Source organism: Paraburkholderia sp. BCC1876, assembly GCF_902833695.1.
In the GTDB taxonomy this organism is placed as follows: Bacteria; Pseudomonadota; Gammaproteobacteria; order Burkholderiales; family Burkholderiaceae; genus Paraburkholderia.
In genome coordinates this window covers 251,683-270,103 of the sequence record NZ_CADFGI010000005.1, presented here as the reverse complement: position 1 = coordinate 270,103, position 18,421 = coordinate 251,683, and the positions used below count along the sequence as shown (strand labels likewise).

Below are 18,421 nucleotides of genomic sequence, written 5' to 3'. Positions count from 1 at the left end.
AGCGCTTTGCGGACGTTTCACATTTCCATCACGGCTTGCGCACTACAATGCACGTCATAGCGATAATTTGAACTCAAGGGAATGACAGCACCATGACATCGAACGACAACGCGACGCCGGGCACGATGCTCGAACGCGGCGCTGGCGTTGCGGTATGGCGGCAGATCGAACAGATCCTCGCCAAGGAAATCGCCGCGAGCGGTTTCGGCGAAGAAGGGCGTTTGCCGAGCGAAGGCGAACTCGCCAAACGCTTCGAGGTGAACCGGCATACCGTGCGCCGCGCCATGCTTGGGCTCGCCGCGTTGGGCCTCGTCAGCGTCGAGCAGGGTCGCGGCACGTTCGTGCAACCCGGCGCGATCGACTACACGATCGGCCGTCGCACGCGCTTTACAGAAAACCTGCGTCAGCAGCATCACTCGGCAGCGGGCACGATGTTGTCGGCGATGCGGGTGAAGGCCGAACCGAGCGTCGCGAAGGCGTTGAGCCTGCGAGCCGGCGCAGCGGTCTACCGGATCGAATCGCTGCACGAGTCCGACGGTGTGCCGCTCACGTTCGCGCGCAACTGGTATCCCGCCGCGCGTTTTCCCGAGCTGCCGGAGGTGCTGGAGCGCACCGGCGGCATTACCAAAGCGATGGCGGAACTCGGGGTGAACGACTATCTGCGCAAGTGGAGTCGCATCGGCAGCGTGCTGCCCGAGCCGGAAGTCGCGCGGCGTTTGAATATCAATCGTCAGCAGCCGGTGTTGTGGGTCGAAAACGTCGACGTGGATCTGCAAGGCACGCCGATCAAATATGGCTTCACGCATTTCGCGGCGGACCGCGTGCAACTGCTGGTGGAGCACGACGTATGAGCGGCGCGGCGTGGCGGGCCGATGCGCGTTTCGCGGTCTATTACGCGCCGTCGCGCGAGTCGGCGTGGTGGCAAGCCGGCTCGACATGGCTCGGCCGTGATGCCGAAAGTGGCGACACCTGCGTGCCGCCGCAACCGCCGGGTCTGACACGTCAGCTGACGGCGTTGACCGAAGCGCCGCGCCGTTATGGTTGGCATGGCACGCTGGTCGCACCGTTTCGCTTGGCGGACGGCGTGACGCAAGACGACGTGCTCGCCGCCACGCGTGCATGGGCCGATACACAGCGCCCGTTCAACTTGCCGGTGGAGGCCGCGACGCTGGGCGATTTCGTCGCGCTGCGTCCGGCGGATCAGCACGCGGAGGCTGACATTCGCACGCTCGCCACGAGTGCCTTGCAAACGCTCGACACGCTGCGCGCCAAACCTTCGGCCGCTGATCTCGCGCGCCGGCTCGCCGCGCCGCTGAGCGAGCGGCAACGCACGCTGCTGATCGAATGGGGCTACCCGTACGTGTTCGATGAATTCCGTTTCCATATGACGCTGTCCAGTTCGCTCGCCGACGCGCACGAACGCGCCGTGCTGGTCGCGTGGTGGCAGGCGCACGCGGCGGAACTCGGTCCGCTGCCGGTCGATCATGCGGCGCTGTTCGTCGAGCCGGCGCCGGGCGAGCCGTTCGTGCTGTGGCAGCGGGTGCCGTTCCAGAGCCGCGAGGTGAAATAACTATGGCTGGTCGTTTGATCTACGTAATGGGGCCGTCGGGCGCGGGCAAGGACTCGTTGCTGGCCTTCGCGCGCACGCGTCTGATGGGCGAGCCGATCCTCTTCGCGCATCGTTACATCACGCGGCCGAGCGGCAACGGCGAGGCACACGTCGCGCTGAGCGTCGAAGAATTCGCGGTGCGTTCCGTGCTTGGCCTGTTCGCGCTCGAATGGTCTAGTCACTCGTTGCGCTACGGCATCGGCATTGAACTCGATGGCTGGCTCGCGCGCGGTTGCACGGTGGTCGTCAACGGTTCGCGTCAGCATTTGCAGCATACGTTGGCGCGTTATCCGCACACCGAGGTCGTCCACGTGGACGCCGCGCCGCATATTCTCGAAGCGCGGCTCGGTGCGCGGGCGCGTGAATCGGCGGAACAGGTCGCGGCGAGACTCGCGCGGCGCGCGCCGTTTTCATTGCCCGACGGCGTGCGCTGCACGACGATCGACAACTCCGGCGCGCTCGAAGACGCCGGGCACGTGCTGGTCAAGTTCCTGACGGCCGGGGCGCACGTTCAGTAAACAGCCTTAGCCGGCTGCCGCCAGTCGCTCCCGGGTTGCTTCCTGCAGACAGGAGATGAATTGCAGCACCGCCGGCGTAGGCAGCAGATCGCGCCGCGAGATGATGCTGAGGTCGTAAGTGGGGAGCGCCTCTTCGATCTGCGCGATGCGAATGCCGAGCGGCGCGACCATTTGCGCGAGCGGCCTCGTGAAGCAGCCGATCACGTCGGTTTGCGACACCAGCCCGAGCGTCACCGCGAACGAAGACGGCGCGCGCAACAGTCGCTTCGGCACCGGCAAACCGTGCGTGTCGAACATGGCCATCATCACGCTGTGCGGAAAGTGATCGGCGCCCACGGTGGCGATCCATTCGGCGTCGATCAACTCATGCAGACGCGTGACGTTCGCGAGCGGATGCCCCGCGCGCATCACGACGACGAACTCCGTCGAATAGAGCCGCGCTTGCACCAGATCGCTATCCAGCGTTCGCACATGATGGATCGCGGCGATGTCGAGCGCGCCGTTGCGCAAACGCGCGACCGCGTCCGGAATCGTCACCTCTTCCAGATGCAGACTCACCAGCGGCATCGCCTGGCGAAACTTCGACACCGCCTGCGGCAGCGCCGTTAGCGCGATCGACGGCATCGTCCCCACGCTGACCTTGCCGGCCAGTTCTCCCTTCACCTGTTCGACCGCTTCGACGGTGCGCCGCATGTCGCCCAGCAACTGCTCGGCGCGCGGCAGCAGCGCGAGCCCGCACGCCGTCAATTCGATGCCGCGCACGCTGCGCACCATCAACTCCGCGTTCAGCGCGCTTTCGAGTTCGCGGATGGTATGCGTGACGGCCGGTTGCGTCACGCCGAGTTCGCGCGCGGCGGCGCGCAAACTGCGGTGGTGAGCTGCCGCGACGAAGGCTTGCAGTTGCTGAAACTTCATTAGGGTAATCCCCGTGATAAGGCGTGTTAATCGGGGTGAAAAAAACAGCATCTTATTCGAACAAAACGGCGTGGCTATAGTGCTCGCCTGTTAGCCGCCTTTCGTGCGGCTTGAATTCATGGAGCGATAGCGATGAGCGAAGCCGCGCGTTTTACCGAAGTGTCCGATCTGGCGCCTGCCGCCGAGAGCCTGCGCGAGATCCGTCATCACATTCACCATCACCCGGAGCTGGCTTACGAAGAGCTGCAAACCGGCGCGCTGGTCGCCGACAAGCTGGAGCAGTGGGGCTGGCAGGTCACGCGCGGGGTCGGCCAAACCGGCGTGGTGGGGACGCTGACGGTGGGCGAGGGCACGCGCCGCATCGGCATTCGCGCCGACATGGACGCGCTGCCGATCATCGAGGAAACCGGCCTGCCGTATGCGAGCGGCACGCACGGCAAGATGCATGCATGCGGTCACGACGGCCACACGACCATGCTGCTCGGCGCCGCGCAGCGCCTGGCGGCAACCCGCAATTTCTCGGGCACGGTGCATCTGTACTTTCAGCCGGCGGAGGAAAGCGGCATCGACAGTGGCGCGCTGAAAATGATCAACGACGGCCTGTTCGAGCGCTTTCCGTGCGACGCCGTGTTCGGCGTGCACAACCATCCGGGCGAACAGCCGGGCGTGCTGCTGTTCCGCAAGGGGCCGTTCATGTCGGCGGGCGACAAGGCGATCGTCACGATCCAGGGCGTCGGCGGTCACGCGGCGCGTCCGCATCTGACGGTGGATCCGGTGGTGATAGCGGCGAGCATCGTGATGGCGTTGCAGACGATCGTCGCGCGTAACGTCGACCCGTCGCAGCCGGCGGTGGTGACGGTCGGCTCGATGCATGCGGGCACCGCGAACAACGTGATTTCGAGCAGCGCGAAGCTGGAGCTGAGCGTGCGTTCGTTCAGCCCCGAAGTCCGCGCGCTGCTGAAAAAGCGCATCACCGAACTCGCTGAAAGCCAGGCCGCGAGTTACGGTGGCAAGGCCGTGGTGCAGTACATCGAGGGCTATCCGGTCGTGGTCAATTCGGACGCGGAAACGGACTTCGCCGTGCAGGTGGCGCGCGAACTGGTCGGCGACGACAAGGTGGTCGCGCAGACGGACATGCTGATGGGCAGCGAGGACTTCGCGTTCATGCTGCAGAAACGACCGGGCACGTTCCTGCGTATCGGCAACGGCGCGGGCGAAGACGGCTGCATGGTGCACAACCCGCACTACGACTTCAACGACCGCAATCTGCCGGTCGGCGCGGCGTTCTGGACGCGGCTGGTGGAGCGCTACCTGGGTCAGTGAGTTGGGAGATGAGCGCGCGCCAACCGCGCGCCTCCAACCCAATCACCCGCGCCGCGCCACCATCTCCGACACGGTCTGCGCAGCCTGCTGCAGCGGCTCCAGAAACGCCTTCACCATTTGCTTCGCCGAATTGCGCTGGGCGTTGCCGCTGATGTTCATCGCCGCGATCACACGCCCCTGGCGGTTGCGAATCGGCGCGGACAGTGAAATCAGTCCGCCTTCCAGTTCCTGATCGACGATTGCCCACCCCTGGCGGCGCACCTGCGCGATCAGTTTCTTCAGCTCTTCCTTGTCGGTGACCGTGCGCGGCGTGTGTGCGTAGAGCGGCGCGGAGCTCAGCGTCGCTTCGAGCGCGTCGTCGTCGAGCGCGGCCAGCAGCACGCGGCCCATCGACGTGCAATACGCCGGCAAGCGGCTGCCGATCGACAGGTTGATCGTCATGATCTTGTGCGTCGGCACACGCAGAACATAGACGATCTCGGTGCGATCGAGCACGGCCGCCGAGCAGCTTTCGTGCACTTGCGCGGACAGGCCTTCCATGACCGGCTCGGCCAGATTCCAGAACGGCATCGAGGTCAGATACGCGAAGCCGAGGTCGAGGATCTTCGGCGTGAGGCGGAACAGGCGGCCTTCGGCTTCCACGTAGCCGAGCGTCTGCAGGGTCAGCAGAATCCGCCGCGCGCCGGCGCGCGTCAGGCCGGTGGCGGTGGCGACGTCGGTGAGCGTCTGTTCCGGGCGCGTGGCGTTGAACGCGCGAATCACCGCGAGCCCCCGGGCGAACGACTGCACATACGAGTCGCCCGGTTTGTCCGGGGCCGGATCGGCGCTGGCAGGAACGGCGGAAGACGGCGGCAGGGCTTGGCTCATGGACCTTGAAGGATGCGTTCGGGAAAGCGCGGGCGGCGCACCGCGCAAAGCCGTGACGATAGCTTAAGCCTTCTGTTTCGCCAACTTCGCGCTGGTTTCGAGCAAAAATCCCAGGGTTAGCGTGGATGCTCCCGGCAGACGGACTTTGTATGATGAGCCGACGACTTGATCCATCGGGGTATCGATGTTCGACAGGATCTTCCCCGGCAATCCACCCGCCGCGAGCGAAGTCAGCCCGGAGTCCCCGCCATGACCGCCACTTCACGCCGCGCGCTGCTCGGCTGCATCGCCGACGACTTCACCGGCGCCACCGATCTCGCCAACATGCTGGTGCGCGGCGGCATGCGCACCGTGCAGAGCATCGGCGTGCCGACGGCGGCTGAATCAGCCGACACTTTCGCGGCCGATGCGCTGGTGGTCGCACTGAAATCGCGCACGATTCCCGCCGCCGACGCGGTCGCGCAATCGCTTGCCGCGCTCGACTGGTTGCGCGCGCAAGGATGCCGCCAGTTTCTTTTCAAATACTGCTCGACCTTCGATTCGACCGATGCCGGCAATATCGGTCCGGTCACGGACGCGTTGCTGGACGCGTTGTCCGCCCAAGGCGGCGCGGGCGCATTGACGATCGCCTGTCCGGCGTTTCCCGAGAACGGCCGGACGATCTTTCGCGGCCACCTGTTTGTGGGCGATACGTTGCTGAATGCGTCGGGCATGGAAAACCATCCGCTCACGCCGATGCGTGACGCCAACCTGGTCAATGTGCTGCAACGGCAGACCCGCTCGCAAGTCGGTCTGGTGCGTTACGACACCGTGGCCGACGGCGTGTCGGCCGTGCGCGAGGCGTTCGACGCGTTGCGCGGGCAGGGCGTGCGAATGGCGATCGCCGACGCGCTGTCCGACGCCGACCTCTACACGCTCGGCGCCGCGTGCGCCGAGTTCCCGCTGATTACGGGTGGCTCGGGCATCGCGCTGGGCTTGCCGGGCAATTTCCGCGAGGCGGGGCTGCTCGCCGATCACGCCGACGCTGCTGAGTTGCCGCGTGTGGAAGGCTTGTCGGCGGTGCTGGCCGGCAGCGCGTCGAAGGCAACCAACGCCCAGGTGGCGGCATGGCGCGAGACACGGCCCGCGTTTCGGGTCGATCCGCTCGCCGTGGCGCACGGCGAGGCGGTGGTCGAGCAGGCGCTGGCGTTTGCCCAGCCCTATCTAGAACGCGCCGAGCCGGTGCTGATCTACGCCACCGCCACGCCCGACGAAGTCAAAGCGGTGCAGCGCGAACTCGGCGTCAGTCAGGCGGGGCATCTGGTCGAGGCCACACTGGCCTCGATCGCGCGCGGCTTGCGCGAGCGTGGCGTGCGCAGGTTCGTGGTGGCGGGCGGCGAGACATCGGGCGCGGTGGTGCAGGCGCTCGACGTGCGCACGCTGCGCATCGGCGCGCAAATCGATCCGGGCGTGCCGGCCACCGTCGCGACGGCGACCGATTCCGAACCGCTCGCGCTCGCGCTGAAATCCGGCAACTTCGGCTCGACCGATTTCTTTGCCAAAGCGTTGCGTCATCTCGATGGAGCCGCGTCGTGACCGGCAAGCCCGCTCTGCTCATCACGAACGAAGCCCGCGTGCGCGAGGAAATTTGCGCGACCGGCGCGAGTCTGTACCAGCGCGGCTACACGGTCGGCACGGCCGGCAACATCAGCGCGCGGCTCGACGACGGCTGGCTGATTACGCCAACCGACGCCTGTCTCGGCCGGCTCGATCCGGCCGACATCGCCAAGGTCGATCTGGACGGTCACGCGGTGTCGGGCGGCCCGCCGTCGAAGACCCTGGCGCTGCATCGCGGCATCTATGCCCGCAACAGCGCGGCGCGCGGCATCGTCCATACGCATTCGACGCATCTGGTCGCGTTGACGCTGGCGGGCGTCTGGAGCGAGGCCGACGTGCTGCCGCCGATCACGCCGTACTACGTGATGAAAGTGGGCCACGTGCCGCTGATACGCTACCGTCGGCCGGGCGATCCGCAGGTGGCGGAGCAGATCGCCGCGTTGGCCGATCGGGTTCGCGCGGTGCTGCTCGAACGGCTCGGTCCGGTGGTGTGGGAGCGCTCCGTCGCGCAGGCCGCGTACGCGCTTGAAGAATTCGAAGAGACCGCGCGCCTGTGGTTGATGACGAATCCGCGGCCCGCGCCGCTGAGCGAAGCCGCGCTCGAGGAGTTGCGCGCCGTGTTCGGGGCGCGCTGGTAGTGGATGGTGGCTCCGGCCTTAACCGAGCCGAGGCGAGTCGAACCGAACCGCGTCGAACCGAACCGAGCCGTACCGCTGTTTAAGCCATGAATCGAATCGCGCACGCGGCGCAGGTTTTCCCGCTCATGCCGCGCGCGCAGAATCCATCCGTTTTCCTGGAGTTGCTGTCATGCCCCGTTTCGCCGCGAACCTGACGATGATGTACAACGAGCACGCGTTCCTCGACCGCTTCGCCGCCGCGGCGAAAGACGGCTTCGACGCGGTCGAGTTCCTGTTTCCCTACGACTTCCGCGCCGACGAGATCAAGGCGCGACTCGACGCCCACGGTCTGACCCAGGCGCTCTTCAATGCGCCGCCCGGCGACTGGGCGGCGGGCGAGCGCGGCCTTGCGTCGTTGCCGGGCCGCGAGGACGAGTTTCGCCGCGGCATCGACACGGCGCTCGACTACGCGCGCGTTATCGGCAATCGCAAGCTGCATGTGATGGCCGGCCTGATCGGCGCCGATCAGCCGCGCGCGCAGCATCGCGACGTGTATCTGCGCAACCTTGCGCATGCCGCGCAGGCGGCGCGAGCCGAAGGCATCCTGATCGTGATCGAGCCGATCAACCTGCGCGATATGCCGGGCTTCTTTCTGAACCGCCAGGACGTCGCGCAGGCGATTTGCGCGGAAGTGGGCGCGCCGAATCTGAAGGTGCAGTTCGACTGTTACCACTGCCAGATTGTGGAAGGCGACCTCGCGGTGAAACTCAAACGCGACATGGCCGGCATCGGCCACATTCAGATCGCGGGCGTGCCGGAGCGCCACGAGCCCGATAGCGGCGAACTGAACTACCCGTATCTGCTGGAGTTGATCGACGCGCTCGGCTATGACGGCTACATCGGCTGCGAATACCGGCCGCGCGCGGGGACGTCGGCGGGGCTTGGCTGGCTCAAGCCGTATCTGGACGCCGCCGCCCGCTAACCGCGCCTGAACGACGACGCAATCCCGACGCAACCCCGACGCAACCCCGACGCACCCCGACGCACCCCGACGCACCCCGACGCACCCCGACGCACCCCGACGAAAAAAGGAAAACCGATCATGAAGGTTCTGATTACCGGCGGCGCGGGTTTTCTCGGTCAGCGGCTCGCCCGTGAACTGCTCGCGCGCGGTGCGTTGAAGGACGCGCAAGGCGTGCCGCAAACGCTCACCGAACTGGTGCTGCTCGACGTGGTGCGCGGCGACGATTTCGGCGATCCGCGCGTGCGCACGGAAGTGGGCGACATCGCGGAGCGCAGCGTGCTCGAGCGCGCGATCGACGAGAAAACCACGACGATCTTCCATCTCGCCGCGATCGTGAGCGGCCAGGCCGAAGCGGATTTCGATCTCGGCATGCGGATCAATCTGGACGCGCCGCGCCTGCTGCTGGACATCTGCCGGCAGCGCGGGCATCGGCCGCGCGTGGTGTTCACGAGTTCGGTGGCGGTGTATGGCGGCGATCTGCCCGAGGTCGTGCAGAACGACACCGCGTTGAATCCGCAGTCGTCGTACGGCGCGCAGAAGGCGATCGCGGAGTTGCTGCTCAACGATTATTCGCGGCGCGGTTTCGTCGACGGCCGGGTGCTGCGGCTGCCGACCATCAGCGTGCGGCCGGGCAAGCCGAATGCGGCGGCGTCGTCGTTCGCGAGCGGCATCATCCGCGAGCCGTTGAACGGTGTAACGGCCGTGTGCCCGGTGGCGGGCTCGACGCGCCTGTGGCTGCTGTCGCCGCGCAAGGCGATCGAGAGCCTGATCGCCGGGCTCGAACTCGACGCCGCCGCGCTCGGCAACCAGCGGGTGCTGAATCTGCCGGGGATTTCGGTGAGCGTCGACGAGATGGTCGCCGCGCTGCGCGAGGTCGCGGGCGACGCCGTCGCCCATCGGATTCTGTGGGAGCCGGATGCGCGGGTGGAAAAGATCGTCGGCAGTTGGCCGGGGCGGTGGGATACGTCGCGCGCCGAACGGCTGGGCCTGAGCGGCGAGCGCAGCTTCGCCGACGTGATCCGCAGCTATATCGCCGACGAGCGCATCGCGATTCGCTAAAGCGTGCCACGGGCCTCGTGTGGGCGGCGCCGAAGCAGACGCGCCGGCGCGAGCGCTTCAATCGTCTGATCCTTCGAACGACACGGGTCGCCCGGCGCAGATTCGCCGGCGCGGGACGGTCCGCGCTTGACATGGTTTCCGCCACGCGCCTATTATCGAGTCTGATTGTTCGATATATGACCTTGTGTTCGTGTAAAGAACAAATTGCACATCGACCGGAGACATTCCTATGACCGAAGCATTCCTGTGCGACGCGATTCGCACCCCCATCGGCCGCTATGCGGGCTCGTTGTCGTCGGTTCGCGCCGACGATCTGGGCGCGGTGCCGCTCAAAGCGCTGATGGAGCGCAACAAGGAGGTTGACTGGAACGCGGTCGACGACGTGATCTACGGCTGCGCGAATCAGGCCGGCGAAGATAACCGCAACGTCGCGCGCATGTCGCTGCTGCTGGCCGGCTTGCCGAAAGACATGCCGGGTTCGACGGTTAACCGCCTGTGCGGTTCGGGCATGGACGCGGTGGGGATCGCCGCGCGTGCGATCAAATCGGGCGAGGCGGCGCTGATGCTGGCGGGCGGCGTCGAAAGCATGAGCCGCGCGCCGTTCGTGATGGGCAAGGCGACCAGCGCGTTTTCGCGCCAGGCCGATGTCTTCGACACCACGATCGGCTGGCGCTTCGTCAACCCGCTGATGAAGCAGCTCTACGGCGTCGACTCGATGCCGGAAACCGGCGAAAACGTTGCGACGGATTACGGCATCAGCCGCGCCGATCAGGACGCGTTCGCGCAGCGCAGCCAGCAGAAGGCCGCTCGCGCGCAACGCGACGGCACGCTTGCGCAGGAAATCGTCGGCGTGACGATCGCGCAGAAGAAGGGCGACCCGGTCACGGTGTTGCAGGACGAGCATCCGCGCGAGACCAGTCTGGAAACGCTCGCGAAACTCAAAGGCGTGGTGCGGCCGGACGGCACGGTGACGGCGGGCAACGCGTCGGGCGTGAATGACGGCGCGGCGGCACTGCTGCTCGCGAATGAGGAAACCGCCCGGCGCTTCGGCCTCACGCCGCGCGCCCGTGTGCTCGGCATCGCGACGGCCGGCGTCGCACCGCGCGTGATGGGCATCGGCCCGGCACCCGCCACGCAAAAGTTGCTGGCGCGGCTGAACATGCGCCTCGATCAATTCGACGTGATTGAACTGAACGAGGCGTTCGCGTCGCAAGGTCTCGCCGTGTTGCGCGCACTCGGTGTCGCCGACGACGACGCACGCGTGAATCCGAACGGCGGCGCGATCGCGCTCGGCCATCCGCTGGGGATGAGCGGCGCGCGCCTGGTGACCACCGCAATGTATCAACTGCATCGCACGCAAGGCCGCTTCGCGCTGTGCACGATGTGTATCGGCGTCGGCCAGGGCATCGCGATCGCGATTGAACGCGTGTGACGGGATGACGGTTGGGGCGATGCGCGCCGTTTATCGAATGGAGGCCTGATTCGGGCTTAAGGCCCGTTTCGATTTTCAATTCGGCCGCGTCGCCCCATTCGCTTTTGATTCAATGTCTGTGCAGTATGTATTTAATGCTGGCTGGATATTTCTGCTGGCATCGAATACGATGAACGGAATCGGATAAAAACGCCGCGGCGGTCCGAAAGGGCGCCGCGGCTTGCCTTTCCAGCCCTTTGCGCTGGCTTGCGCGTCGACTTGAAGTCAATATTCAAACAATTGCGGCTTCCTGTCAGGCATGTACTATCATTCGCGCTGTACCTTTTTTAAATTGTCGTTCTGAAAAACCGGTATTCATGGCGTTATAAATCGGCATATCAGTGTGTCGAATCGCCGTTACGCCAGATCGAACAATTTCTCGAGGAGAGCGGAGATGAAGGCAGCCCTGGCCCAAGCCCTATCGGCAGCAGCATTCACGGTCGCGACGCTCGCGGCGAGTCAGCCGGCGTCGGCACAAGACGCGATGGCCAGCGCCGCGCGCGGTATCGTCAGCGCGGTGCAGCCGGTGCATGTGAAGGCGGAGATCGTCGGTATCGACCCGGGCAGCCGCACGCTCACGCTCAAGGGTCCGGGCGGCAACGCGGTCGTCGTGCTGGTGAGCCAGCAGGTCGCCGGCTTCGATCAACTCAAGGTCGGCGACCGGGTCGACGTGCTCTACAAAAACGCGTTGCTCGTGAAGGCCGACAAGGTCACCGGCAAAGACAACGGAATTCGCAAGCGCGTCGATACGCAGGTCTACGCGCCGGCCTCGGGCGGCTTCGAAGCGGCGCGTCAGATCGAAGTGCTCGCCACCGTGCAGAAGATCGATCACAAGAACCGCCTCGTCACGTTGCGCGGCGCGTATCAGACGCAAACGCTCGAGGTCGGTCCGGACGTCGATCTGAAAGGCGTCAAGGTGGGCGACACGATCCACGCGGTGTTCGTGTCGGCGGCGGCCGTGCAGGTGACGCCGCAAGAAGCGGCGCAATAAGCGAAGTAATAAGCGAAGCAATGAGCGAAGCAATGAGCGCGCGTCTCAGTTCGCCCGGCTGGTCGCGACGCTCATGCGAATCTGCGCGGTGAGCGCGGTTCGCAATGCATAGCGTTTGCGCTTCAACGCATTGCCGGTATCGGCGCCTTGATGCTCGGCCAGATAGCGCAACGGCGGCGCCAGCACGAACCAGCCGTTCCAGCGCGCGAGCGCGCCGCATTCGAGCGACAGGCCGTCATAGTCGGCGGCCACACGGCGTTTGCGCAGGCAGTAGCGCCAGTTCGCGTAGATGTGCGCCTGCTTCGAGACGATAAACGTGCCGCCCGCGTTGAGCGACGCCGCGACGCATTGCGCCAGATAGATCACCAGCACCTTGGGCCGCAGTCCGTGCCAACGTTTGGTCAGCGCGCGAAACAGCTCGCGGCCGTTGACCGTGCGGTCCGGACCTTGCACCGAGCCGATGCACAGGCGCGGCCGCCGCACTTTACCGCCGAGATACGCGAGGCTGAAGGTGCAGGACACAACGCGCTGATCGCGTCCGTCGCGAATACACAAGGTCCAGTCGCCTTCCTTCTGAAACTGTTCGATCGACTCCAGCGACACATACCAGCGCTCGCCGCCAATCGTGAACGACGCGATCTCCGCCGAACCGGTCGCGGCGATCCGCGCGGCGAGCAGCGGCACACGTTGCTGCGTCAGCCCATGATGATCGAGACTCGCCGCCAGGCGCTCACGCGGACTGAAACGGCTGTGCAGAAACGGCCGGTGCATCCGTTCGAGCGCGGTAGGGTGGCGTTGCACCAGGTCGCGCAACGGCGAAATCGCGCAACGGTTCAGCCAGACCTGGGTTGAACGCCAGGACACCAGCGAGCGCAGCCACAGGCGGGCGCGCCGCCAACGGTGAAACAGACTGGTGCCGGGGTAGAGGGCGTGGGCGGCTTGCTGAATCGCTGCGAAGGAAGCCTGGACTCGCGTGAACCACGGCGAGCGGGCGGTCTGGTTGGAAACAGTCGTCATGGCAACTCCTAGGCCTATTTCAACCGGGGCGATGCTATCGGCGCGTTTCAGGCGGCCTTGTTGAATTGGTTGCGCGTTTGTCGAGTTTTGTCGTCTGTGTCGCATGATGTAGGGCGCATCAGCTATGCTGTGCGTCGGACGCGGCCTCCGACGCCGCCATTCATACCGTCAGCCCTGAACGATTCGCCCCATGCCCTTCCGGATACTGCTTGTCGAAGACGATGACCGCCTGTCCGAACTGGTCGCCGCCTATCTGCGCAAACACGAGTACGAAGTCGAAACCGTGCTGCACGGCAACGACGCCGTACCGGCCATTCTCAAGCGCCGCCCGGACCTGGTGATTCTCGACGTCAACCTGCCGGGCAAGGACGGTTTCCAGATTTGCCGCGAGGCGCGCGAGCAGTTCGACGGCGTGATCATCATGGTGACCGCGCGCGACGAGCAGTTCGACGAAGTGCTAGGCCTCGAATTCGGCGCCGACGATTACGTGCACAAACCGGTCGAGCCGCGCGTACTGCTGGCGCGTATCAAGGCGCAGCTGCGCCGTGTCACCGCGCGCACGCCGGAATCGGCCCAGCCCGAGGGCTACGTGTTCGGCAAGTTCGAGATCAACCGCGCGAGCCGCACGGTCAAGCTGCCGGACGGCAGCCTGCCCGATCTGACGTCGGCGGAATTCGATCTGTTGTGGGCGCTGGTCAGTTGCGCGGGCGAGGTGGTCAGCCGCGACGAGCTGATGCGGCAGTTGCGCGGCATCGAATTCGACGGTCTGGACCGTACGATCGACGGCGGCATCTCCAAGCTGCGCCGCAAGCTGCATGACGACGCCAGCACGCCGCAGCGCATCAAAACCGTGCGCGGCAAAGGCTATCAATTCAGCAAGCTGGCGTGGGACTAACAAAGCGGCGCGGCCGGCTTCGTCCCGTAATTCACGGAAATTTGACGCGACAAAAATCCACAGTCGCCTCAGCAAATCGACAGTCGCGCCAGCCTCGCGCGACTAGGATCGCAGACTTGTCCTTCGACCGGTTTCGCGATGTCTGCATCCGTCTCTCCTCTTTCCCGCCATGCCGTGCTGATGATTCACGGCCTGGGCGGTACACGTCATGATTTCGGCACGCTCGATCGCAAGTTCGAGCAGATCGGCTGCGACGTGCATCTGCCGTCGCTCCCGGGGCACGGCTCGAATCCCGACGCGTTGAGCGGCGTGACGCTGAACGACTACATGAAGCTGCTCAGCCGCACGTACCGCGAACTGCTGACGCGCTATGAACGCGTCGACGTCGCCGGTATTTCCATGGGCGCGTTGCTCGCGTTGATGCTGAGCGCGCGCGAACGGATGACCAACGGCCGTTTGATCCTGCTGTCGCCGCCGGTGTTCCTCGACGGTTGGGGCGGTTCGCGCCTGCAGCCGCTGCGCTATCTGCTGTATTGCGTGCCCGGCTTGCGGCATCTGATTCGCGTGCCGGAAGGCGAGCCGTTCGGTATCAAGAACGCGCGGATTCGCAACCTGATCCGCCGGCATTTGCAGAAGGGCAGCGGGGTTCATTACCCGTATGTGCCGCTGTCGGCGATCGAACAGGTCGACTGGATGCGCTTCGCGGCGAAGCGCGCGATGCGGCGTGTTACCTGCGAGACGCTGGTGATGCATTCGGAAGAAGACGAAGTGACGAGCATCCGCTCGGCGGAGTTCGTCTGCGACAATCTCGCCAGCCGTTCGGTGACGCTGGTGCGCTTGACCGACAGCTATCACATGATCACACTGGACAACGAACGCGATACGGTAGCGCAGCAAACCATGGCGTTCGTTCAAAGGGCGCCCATGTTGGCGCCGTAGCACAGAGAGAAAGATGCCACACCGAGCGGAGCCAAAAAAACTCAATCCCTACCGCTACTGCAAGTGGCGTTTGCTTCGTTTTCGCCGCTCGTGGACCGACATTCGGGCCGATCGAATTCCGAGCTGGTCGCGTCTTTATGTACGGGTCTACACGCGTCTGCTGACACTCACCGTGCTCGTGCTGGCGTTCTCGATCACCACACTCGGGCTGGCGCTCAATAGCACGCCGTCGCTCTGGCAAACCTTGATGAATAGCCGGGTGCTGCTGCCTATCCTGATCGTTACGCTGGTGCTGCCGGCCATTACCGCCTACCGCTGGATGCGTCCGGTCTGGCTGGATCTGGTGATGGTTCGCGAACGCGCCATCGACTTCACCGGCGGCCGCTTCAACACGCGTGCGCGCGAGTCGTATAGCGTCATCATCGGTCCGCTGGCGCGCACGTTGAACGCGCTGGCCGAACGCATGGAACGTCTGATCGCCGCGCAGCGCGAACTCACCAACGGCATCTCCCACGAACTGCGCACGCCGCTGGCGCGCGTGCGTTTTGCGCTGGAGAGCCTGCGCGAACCGGCCTCCGCCGCCGAATATCACAGTGCGTTGATGAGCATCGACCAGGACGTCACGGAGCTCGACGAACTGATCGACATGAGCCTGACTTACGCGCGCCTCGAATACAGCTCGCTGCAATCGAACCTCGAAGCGACCTCGCTGGCCGCCTGGTTCGACAGTCAGATCACCGACGCGACCCTGCTCTACGCGGACAAACAGATCGTTCCGCACAAGGATATCGACGTCGCGTTGCGGGTGGTGATGGACAAGCGGCTGATGTCGTACGCCATGCGCAATCTGCTGCGCAACGCGAGCAAATACGCGCAGTCGCGCATCATGGTCGGCCTGAGCGCGCGGCACGGCAACGTGGAGATCTACGTGGAAGACGACGGCGCCGGCATACCGCCCGAGCAGCGCGAGCGCATTTTCAATGCCTTCGTGCGGCTCGATCGCCAGACCGGCGGCTATGGCCTCGGGCTCGCGATCACGCAGCAGGTGCTGCGCGCGCATCATGGCCGCATCGCCGTGACGGACCCGCAGACGCTGAGCGGGGCGCGCTTCGAAATGAGCTGGCCGGTCGGCACGGTGTGAGCTCCACGGCGCTAGCCGGAAAAGTGAACCCGGCCGGTACGACACGAACGCCGTGCAGGCCCGGCCACGCTCGACACGTCAGTACTTCAAGACGTCATCAATACGTGTGGCCGAGCTGGAAATAGAAGTTGCTGCGGCCACCCGGCGCGAACGCCACGCCCAGATAGATCGGTCCGAACGAACTGGTCAGCGCGGTGAAAAACGTCACGCTGCGTTTCAGCGATCCGCTGCCGAAATCGGAGTCGCGATTCCACACGTTGCCGGCTTCGACGCTCAATCCCGCGAACAGGCCGCGAATCGGCGACGCATTGAAGGTGGCGAGCTGGTTCATGTACGTGACCTGGGCGTACGCCATCGAGTTGCCGGATAGCTGATCGGCAGCGTAGGCGGACAAATGCTGGAAGCCACCCAACGTGAAGCCGAACGGATTGGTCAGATTGGTGCCGCCGAAATCGTTGCCCGCCTCGATACTCGCGTTGATGCTGTGGCGCCCATAGCTCGCCGCGACGATGGTCTTGGCGTACACCTCGGTGAAACTGTTGTCGCCCGCGAACAGCGAGCGCTCGGCGCGCAATTCGCCGAAATAGCCCTTGCGCGCGAACAGCGGATCGTCGAGCTGATCGATCACGAGGCGCGCGCGTACGCTGAGCTGCCGGCCGTAGATGTCGGGGAACAGCAGCGGCGAATTGGACGCGCTGTCGTCGAGCGGCAAGTTGTATTCAGGCGTGGCGTAGCCGTGCGCGTACGCGATGCCGACCCGGAAGTCGCCCAGACGCGCGAGCGGCAGGCCGAGGTCGAGGCCCGCGCGCTCGGTCTGCAAGCGGTATTGCGTGACCTTGACGTTGCCCGGGTCGTCGTAGATGTTCGCGTAGCGGCGTTGAAACTCCACATACGGCGCGACGTAGTAGCCGAACGAACTCGACAGCGGCTGGCGCAGCTCCGCATGAAAGTTGAGCAGATCGCTGCCGAGGGTGCTGTCCACGCGTCCTTCGAGCCCGGACTCCGTCAGCCACGGACGGCGATAACCCAGATGCAGCCGGAAGCCGCCTTCGTCCGTCGAACTGCTCGACAGGCCGAGTCCGAACAGCAGGAAATTCGGCCCCCACATTTTCTCGTGCGCGTTGACCACGAGCTTGTGCTGATCGCCGTCGTCGACGAGTTGCTGACTCACGCTGTCGAAGTCGCCGGCGGTGGTGAGCGAGAGCAGGTCCTTGTTGAGCGCGACGGGATCGTAGACGTCGCCGGGTTTGACGTGCAGCGCGTTGCGAATGCGTGACTGCGGCACCGCGCCGTGCGAGTCGATCTCGATCTGTGTGATCCGCACCGGGTGCACGACCGGCGTGCCATGGTGCGCGCGCCACGCGGCGTAATCGGCCGGCGACAGCGCGAGGTGCTGGAGTTGCGGCAGCATCGCGCGCGTGGCGGCGGCGCCCGCCGCGATCGCCTGGCTCGCGTTGGCGAAATCGGTGAAGCTCAGCGACCCCAGCGCCGGCTGGATCAATACGTCTTCAGGTTGCAACTGCTCGCGTTGTCGCGCGACGTTCTGGTGAATCAGAATGCCGATCATCTGCTGCATCACGTCGGCGGGCGACGCCAGTGCGTCGAGCGACCGCAGCGGCGAGCCGATGTCGACCGCGATCACCACATTGGCGCCCATGTCGCGCGCCGTTTCGATCGGCAGATTACTGACGATGCCGCCGTCCACCAGCGTGCGTCCGTCGATATCGGCGGGGGCGAACAGACCGGGCAGCGCCATGCTGGCGCGAATCGCCTGCGGCAGCGAACCATGGTCGAGCACGACTTTTTCGCCGGTGCGCAGGTCGGTGGCGATCGCGCGATAGGGGATCGGCAGGCGGTCGAACGAGACATTGCCCGGCACCGCCGAGGTCCAGTCCTGCAACAGCGCCTGCAGCCGGTTGCCCTGCACGAGCCCGACCGGCAGCCGGAAACCATTCGCGCCGTAGCCGAGCGCGAGGCTGTTCACATACAGCCGCTCGTCTTCACGACGCGATTGCGGAAGATCGGCGCGGTCGGTGACGTCGAACGCGATATCCGCGAGGTTGACGCCCGCGAGGCGGTTTTGCATGTCCTGCGCGGTCATCCCGCTCGCGTACAGGCCGCCGACGACCGAACCCATGCTGGTCGCGGCAATGCAATCCACCGGAATGCGATTTTCTTCCAGCACTTTCAGAACGCCGAGGTGTGCGTAGCCGCGCGCGCCGCCGCCGGACAGCACGAGTCCGACGGACTGCCGGCCCGGCGGACCGGCTTCGGCCTGGCAGGCGGAGTCGGCGGCCAGCGCGCGCTGGCTGAAAGCGGCGATCCCACACGCCAGCAACACGGCAGCAGTGCAGCGTAAATGAAGAGCGATAGGCCGGTGACGCGTGTCAGGCGCTGCTTGTCGTCGTCGGTGGCTGGCCAACACTCGGTTCATCTATT

General features: G+C 65.3%; 17 protein-coding genes. 13 read left to right on the top strand and 4 right to left on the bottom strand.

The features are described 5' to 3' along the window. Positions 1-92: 92 nt before the first annotated feature. From phnF to phnN, 3 genes are read left to right on the top strand one after another with little or no spacing between them, the layout of a single operon-like run. Entirely contained in the window at positions 93-851 is a 759-nt protein-coding gene (phnF, locus tag HWY05_RS20160) for a phosphonate metabolism transcriptional regulator PhnF (protein WP_176059360.1), read from the top strand. After that, positions 848-1,570, top strand: coding sequence for a DUF1045 domain-containing protein (locus tag HWY05_RS20155; protein ID WP_176059359.1), 723 nt, complete (start codon positions 848-850; stop codon positions 1,568-1,570). The genes phnF and HWY05_RS20155 overlap by 4 nt, the downstream gene beginning before the upstream one ends. A 2-nt stretch (positions 1,571-1,572) precedes the next feature. Beyond that, positions 1,573-2,127, top strand: a complete 555-nt coding sequence (gene phnN, locus HWY05_RS20150; protein WP_035556003.1) for a phosphonate metabolism protein/1,5-bisphosphokinase (PRPP-forming) PhnN — start codon at positions 1,573-1,575, stop codon at positions 2,125-2,127. Positions 2,128-2,133: 6 nt separating this feature from the next. Here the strand turns inward: phnN and HWY05_RS20145 are convergent, their stop codons facing one another. Further along, positions 2,134-3,042 (bottom strand): LysR substrate-binding domain-containing protein, encoded by a 909-nt coding sequence (locus HWY05_RS20145; RefSeq protein ID WP_035556005.1) that lies wholly within the window; start codon positions 3,040-3,042, stop codon positions 2,134-2,136. 132 nt (positions 3,043-3,174) lie between these two features. Here HWY05_RS20145 and HWY05_RS20140 point away from each other — a divergent pair, with 132 nt between their 5' ends. Then, positions 3,175-4,365 carry a M20 aminoacylase family protein gene (locus HWY05_RS20140; RefSeq protein WP_176059358.1) on the top strand — a complete coding sequence of 397 codons (1,191 nt, stop codon included), beginning with the start codon at positions 3,175-3,177 and terminating at the stop codon, positions 4,363-4,365. Positions 4,366-4,407: 42 nt separating this feature from the next. Here HWY05_RS20140 and HWY05_RS20135 read toward each other — a convergent pair whose 3' ends face one another. Then, positions 4,408-5,232, bottom strand: coding sequence for an IclR family transcriptional regulator (locus HWY05_RS20135; protein WP_035556040.1), 825 nt, complete (start codon positions 5,230-5,232; stop codon positions 4,408-4,410). A gap of 249 nt (positions 5,233-5,481) precedes the next feature. On the opposite strand from HWY05_RS20135, the gene otnK reads away from it, so the two are divergent. The 6 genes from otnK (at position 5,482) to HWY05_RS20105 (ending at position 11,990) form a co-directional block, all read left to right on the top strand. Beyond that, positions 5,482-6,807, top strand: a complete 1,326-nt coding sequence (gene otnK / locus HWY05_RS20130) for a 3-oxo-tetronate kinase (RefSeq protein ID WP_176059357.1) — start codon at positions 5,482-5,484, stop codon at positions 6,805-6,807. Beyond that, positions 6,804-7,466, top strand: a complete 663-nt coding sequence (locus tag HWY05_RS20125) for an aldolase (RefSeq protein ID WP_176059356.1) — start codon at positions 6,804-6,806, stop codon at positions 7,464-7,466. The genes otnK and HWY05_RS20125 overlap by 4 nt, the downstream gene beginning before the upstream one ends. A 169-nt stretch (positions 7,467-7,635) precedes the next feature. Then, positions 7,636-8,427 (top strand): 2-oxo-tetronate isomerase, encoded by a 792-nt coding sequence (otnI, locus tag HWY05_RS20120; RefSeq protein ID WP_176059355.1) that lies wholly within the window; start codon positions 7,636-7,638, stop codon positions 8,425-8,427. A 120-nt stretch (positions 8,428-8,547) separates the two neighbouring features. Continuing rightward, positions 8,548-9,528 (top strand): D-erythronate dehydrogenase, encoded by a 981-nt coding sequence (denD, locus tag HWY05_RS20115; RefSeq protein WP_176059354.1) that lies wholly within the window; start codon positions 8,548-8,550, stop codon positions 9,526-9,528. A gap of 229 nt (positions 9,529-9,757) precedes the next feature. Beyond that, on the top strand, positions 9,758-10,960 hold the full coding sequence (pcaF, locus tag HWY05_RS20110) for a 3-oxoadipyl-CoA thiolase (RefSeq protein WP_035556049.1): 1,203 nt from the start codon (positions 9,758-9,760) through the stop codon (positions 10,958-10,960). A gap of 433 nt (positions 10,961-11,393) precedes the next feature. Further along, positions 11,394-11,990 (top strand): hypothetical protein, encoded by a 597-nt coding sequence (locus HWY05_RS20105; protein ID WP_035556051.1) that lies wholly within the window; start codon positions 11,394-11,396, stop codon positions 11,988-11,990. A gap of 45 nt (positions 11,991-12,035) precedes the next feature. Here the strand turns inward: HWY05_RS20105 and HWY05_RS20100 are convergent, their stop codons facing one another. Next, entirely contained in the window at positions 12,036-13,007 is a 972-nt protein-coding gene (locus HWY05_RS20100) for a DUF535 family protein (protein ID WP_176059353.1), read from the bottom strand. A gap of 190 nt (positions 13,008-13,197) precedes the next feature. Between HWY05_RS20100 and HWY05_RS20095 the strand changes: the two genes are divergently transcribed. From HWY05_RS20095 to HWY05_RS20085, 3 genes are all read left to right on the top strand, one after another. Next, positions 13,198-13,902: a response regulator gene (locus tag HWY05_RS20095; RefSeq protein WP_035556054.1), complete on the top strand. Its 705-nt coding sequence runs from the start codon at positions 13,198-13,200 to the stop codon at positions 13,900-13,902. A gap of 138 nt (positions 13,903-14,040) precedes the next feature. After that, positions 14,041-14,841, top strand: a complete 801-nt coding sequence (locus HWY05_RS20090) for an alpha/beta fold hydrolase (protein ID WP_176059352.1) — start codon at positions 14,041-14,043, stop codon at positions 14,839-14,841. Positions 14,842-14,854: 13 nt separating this feature from the next. Further along, positions 14,855-15,982: an ATP-binding protein gene (locus HWY05_RS20085; RefSeq protein ID WP_035556058.1), complete on the top strand. Its 1,128-nt coding sequence runs from the start codon at positions 14,855-14,857 to the stop codon at positions 15,980-15,982. 97 nt (positions 15,983-16,079) lie between these two features. Here the strand turns inward: HWY05_RS20085 and HWY05_RS20080 are convergent, their stop codons facing one another. Further along, positions 16,080-18,323 carry a patatin-like phospholipase family protein gene (locus HWY05_RS20080; protein WP_231585023.1) on the bottom strand — a complete coding sequence of 748 codons (2,244 nt, stop codon included), beginning with the start codon at positions 18,321-18,323 and terminating at the stop codon, positions 16,080-16,082. Between the last annotated feature and the right edge of the window lie 98 nt (positions 18,324-18,421).

Excerpts from the sequence above, each read along its gene's own strand:
- phnF (WP_176059360.1), top strand. The coding sequence starts at position 93 with ATGACATCGAACGACAACGCGACGCCGGGCACGATGCTCGAACGCGGC.
- HWY05_RS20155 (WP_176059359.1), top strand. The coding sequence starts at position 848 with ATGAGCGGCGCGGCGTGGCGGGCCGATGCGCGTTTCGCGGTCTATTAC.
- phnN (WP_035556003.1), top strand. The coding sequence starts at position 1,573 with ATGGCTGGTCGTTTGATCTACGTAATGGGGCCGTCGGGCGCGGGCAAG.
- HWY05_RS20145 (WP_035556005.1), bottom strand. The coding sequence starts at position 3,042 with ATGAAGTTTCAGCAACTGCAAGCCTTCGTCGCGGCAGCTCACCACCGC.
- HWY05_RS20140 (WP_176059358.1), top strand. The coding sequence starts at position 3,175 with ATGAGCGAAGCCGCGCGTTTTACCGAAGTGTCCGATCTGGCGCCTGCC.
- HWY05_RS20135 (WP_035556040.1), bottom strand. The coding sequence starts at position 5,232 with ATGAGCCAAGCCCTGCCGCCGTCTTCCGCCGTTCCTGCCAGCGCCGAT.
- otnK (WP_176059357.1), top strand. The coding sequence starts at position 5,482 with ATGACCGCCACTTCACGCCGCGCGCTGCTCGGCTGCATCGCCGACGAC.
- otnI (WP_176059355.1), top strand. The coding sequence starts at position 7,636 with ATGCCCCGTTTCGCCGCGAACCTGACGATGATGTACAACGAGCACGCG.
- denD (WP_176059354.1), top strand. The coding sequence starts at position 8,548 with ATGAAGGTTCTGATTACCGGCGGCGCGGGTTTTCTCGGTCAGCGGCTC.
- pcaF (WP_035556049.1), top strand. The coding sequence starts at position 9,758 with ATGACCGAAGCATTCCTGTGCGACGCGATTCGCACCCCCATCGGCCGC.
- HWY05_RS20105 (WP_035556051.1), top strand. The coding sequence starts at position 11,394 with ATGAAGGCAGCCCTGGCCCAAGCCCTATCGGCAGCAGCATTCACGGTC.
- HWY05_RS20100 (WP_176059353.1), bottom strand. The coding sequence starts at position 13,007 with ATGACGACTGTTTCCAACCAGACCGCCCGCTCGCCGTGGTTCACGCGA.
- HWY05_RS20095 (WP_035556054.1), top strand. The coding sequence starts at position 13,198 with ATGCCCTTCCGGATACTGCTTGTCGAAGACGATGACCGCCTGTCCGAA.
- HWY05_RS20090 (WP_176059352.1), top strand. The coding sequence starts at position 14,041 with ATGTCTGCATCCGTCTCTCCTCTTTCCCGCCATGCCGTGCTGATGATT.
- HWY05_RS20085 (WP_035556058.1), top strand. The coding sequence starts at position 14,855 with ATGCCACACCGAGCGGAGCCAAAAAAACTCAATCCCTACCGCTACTGC.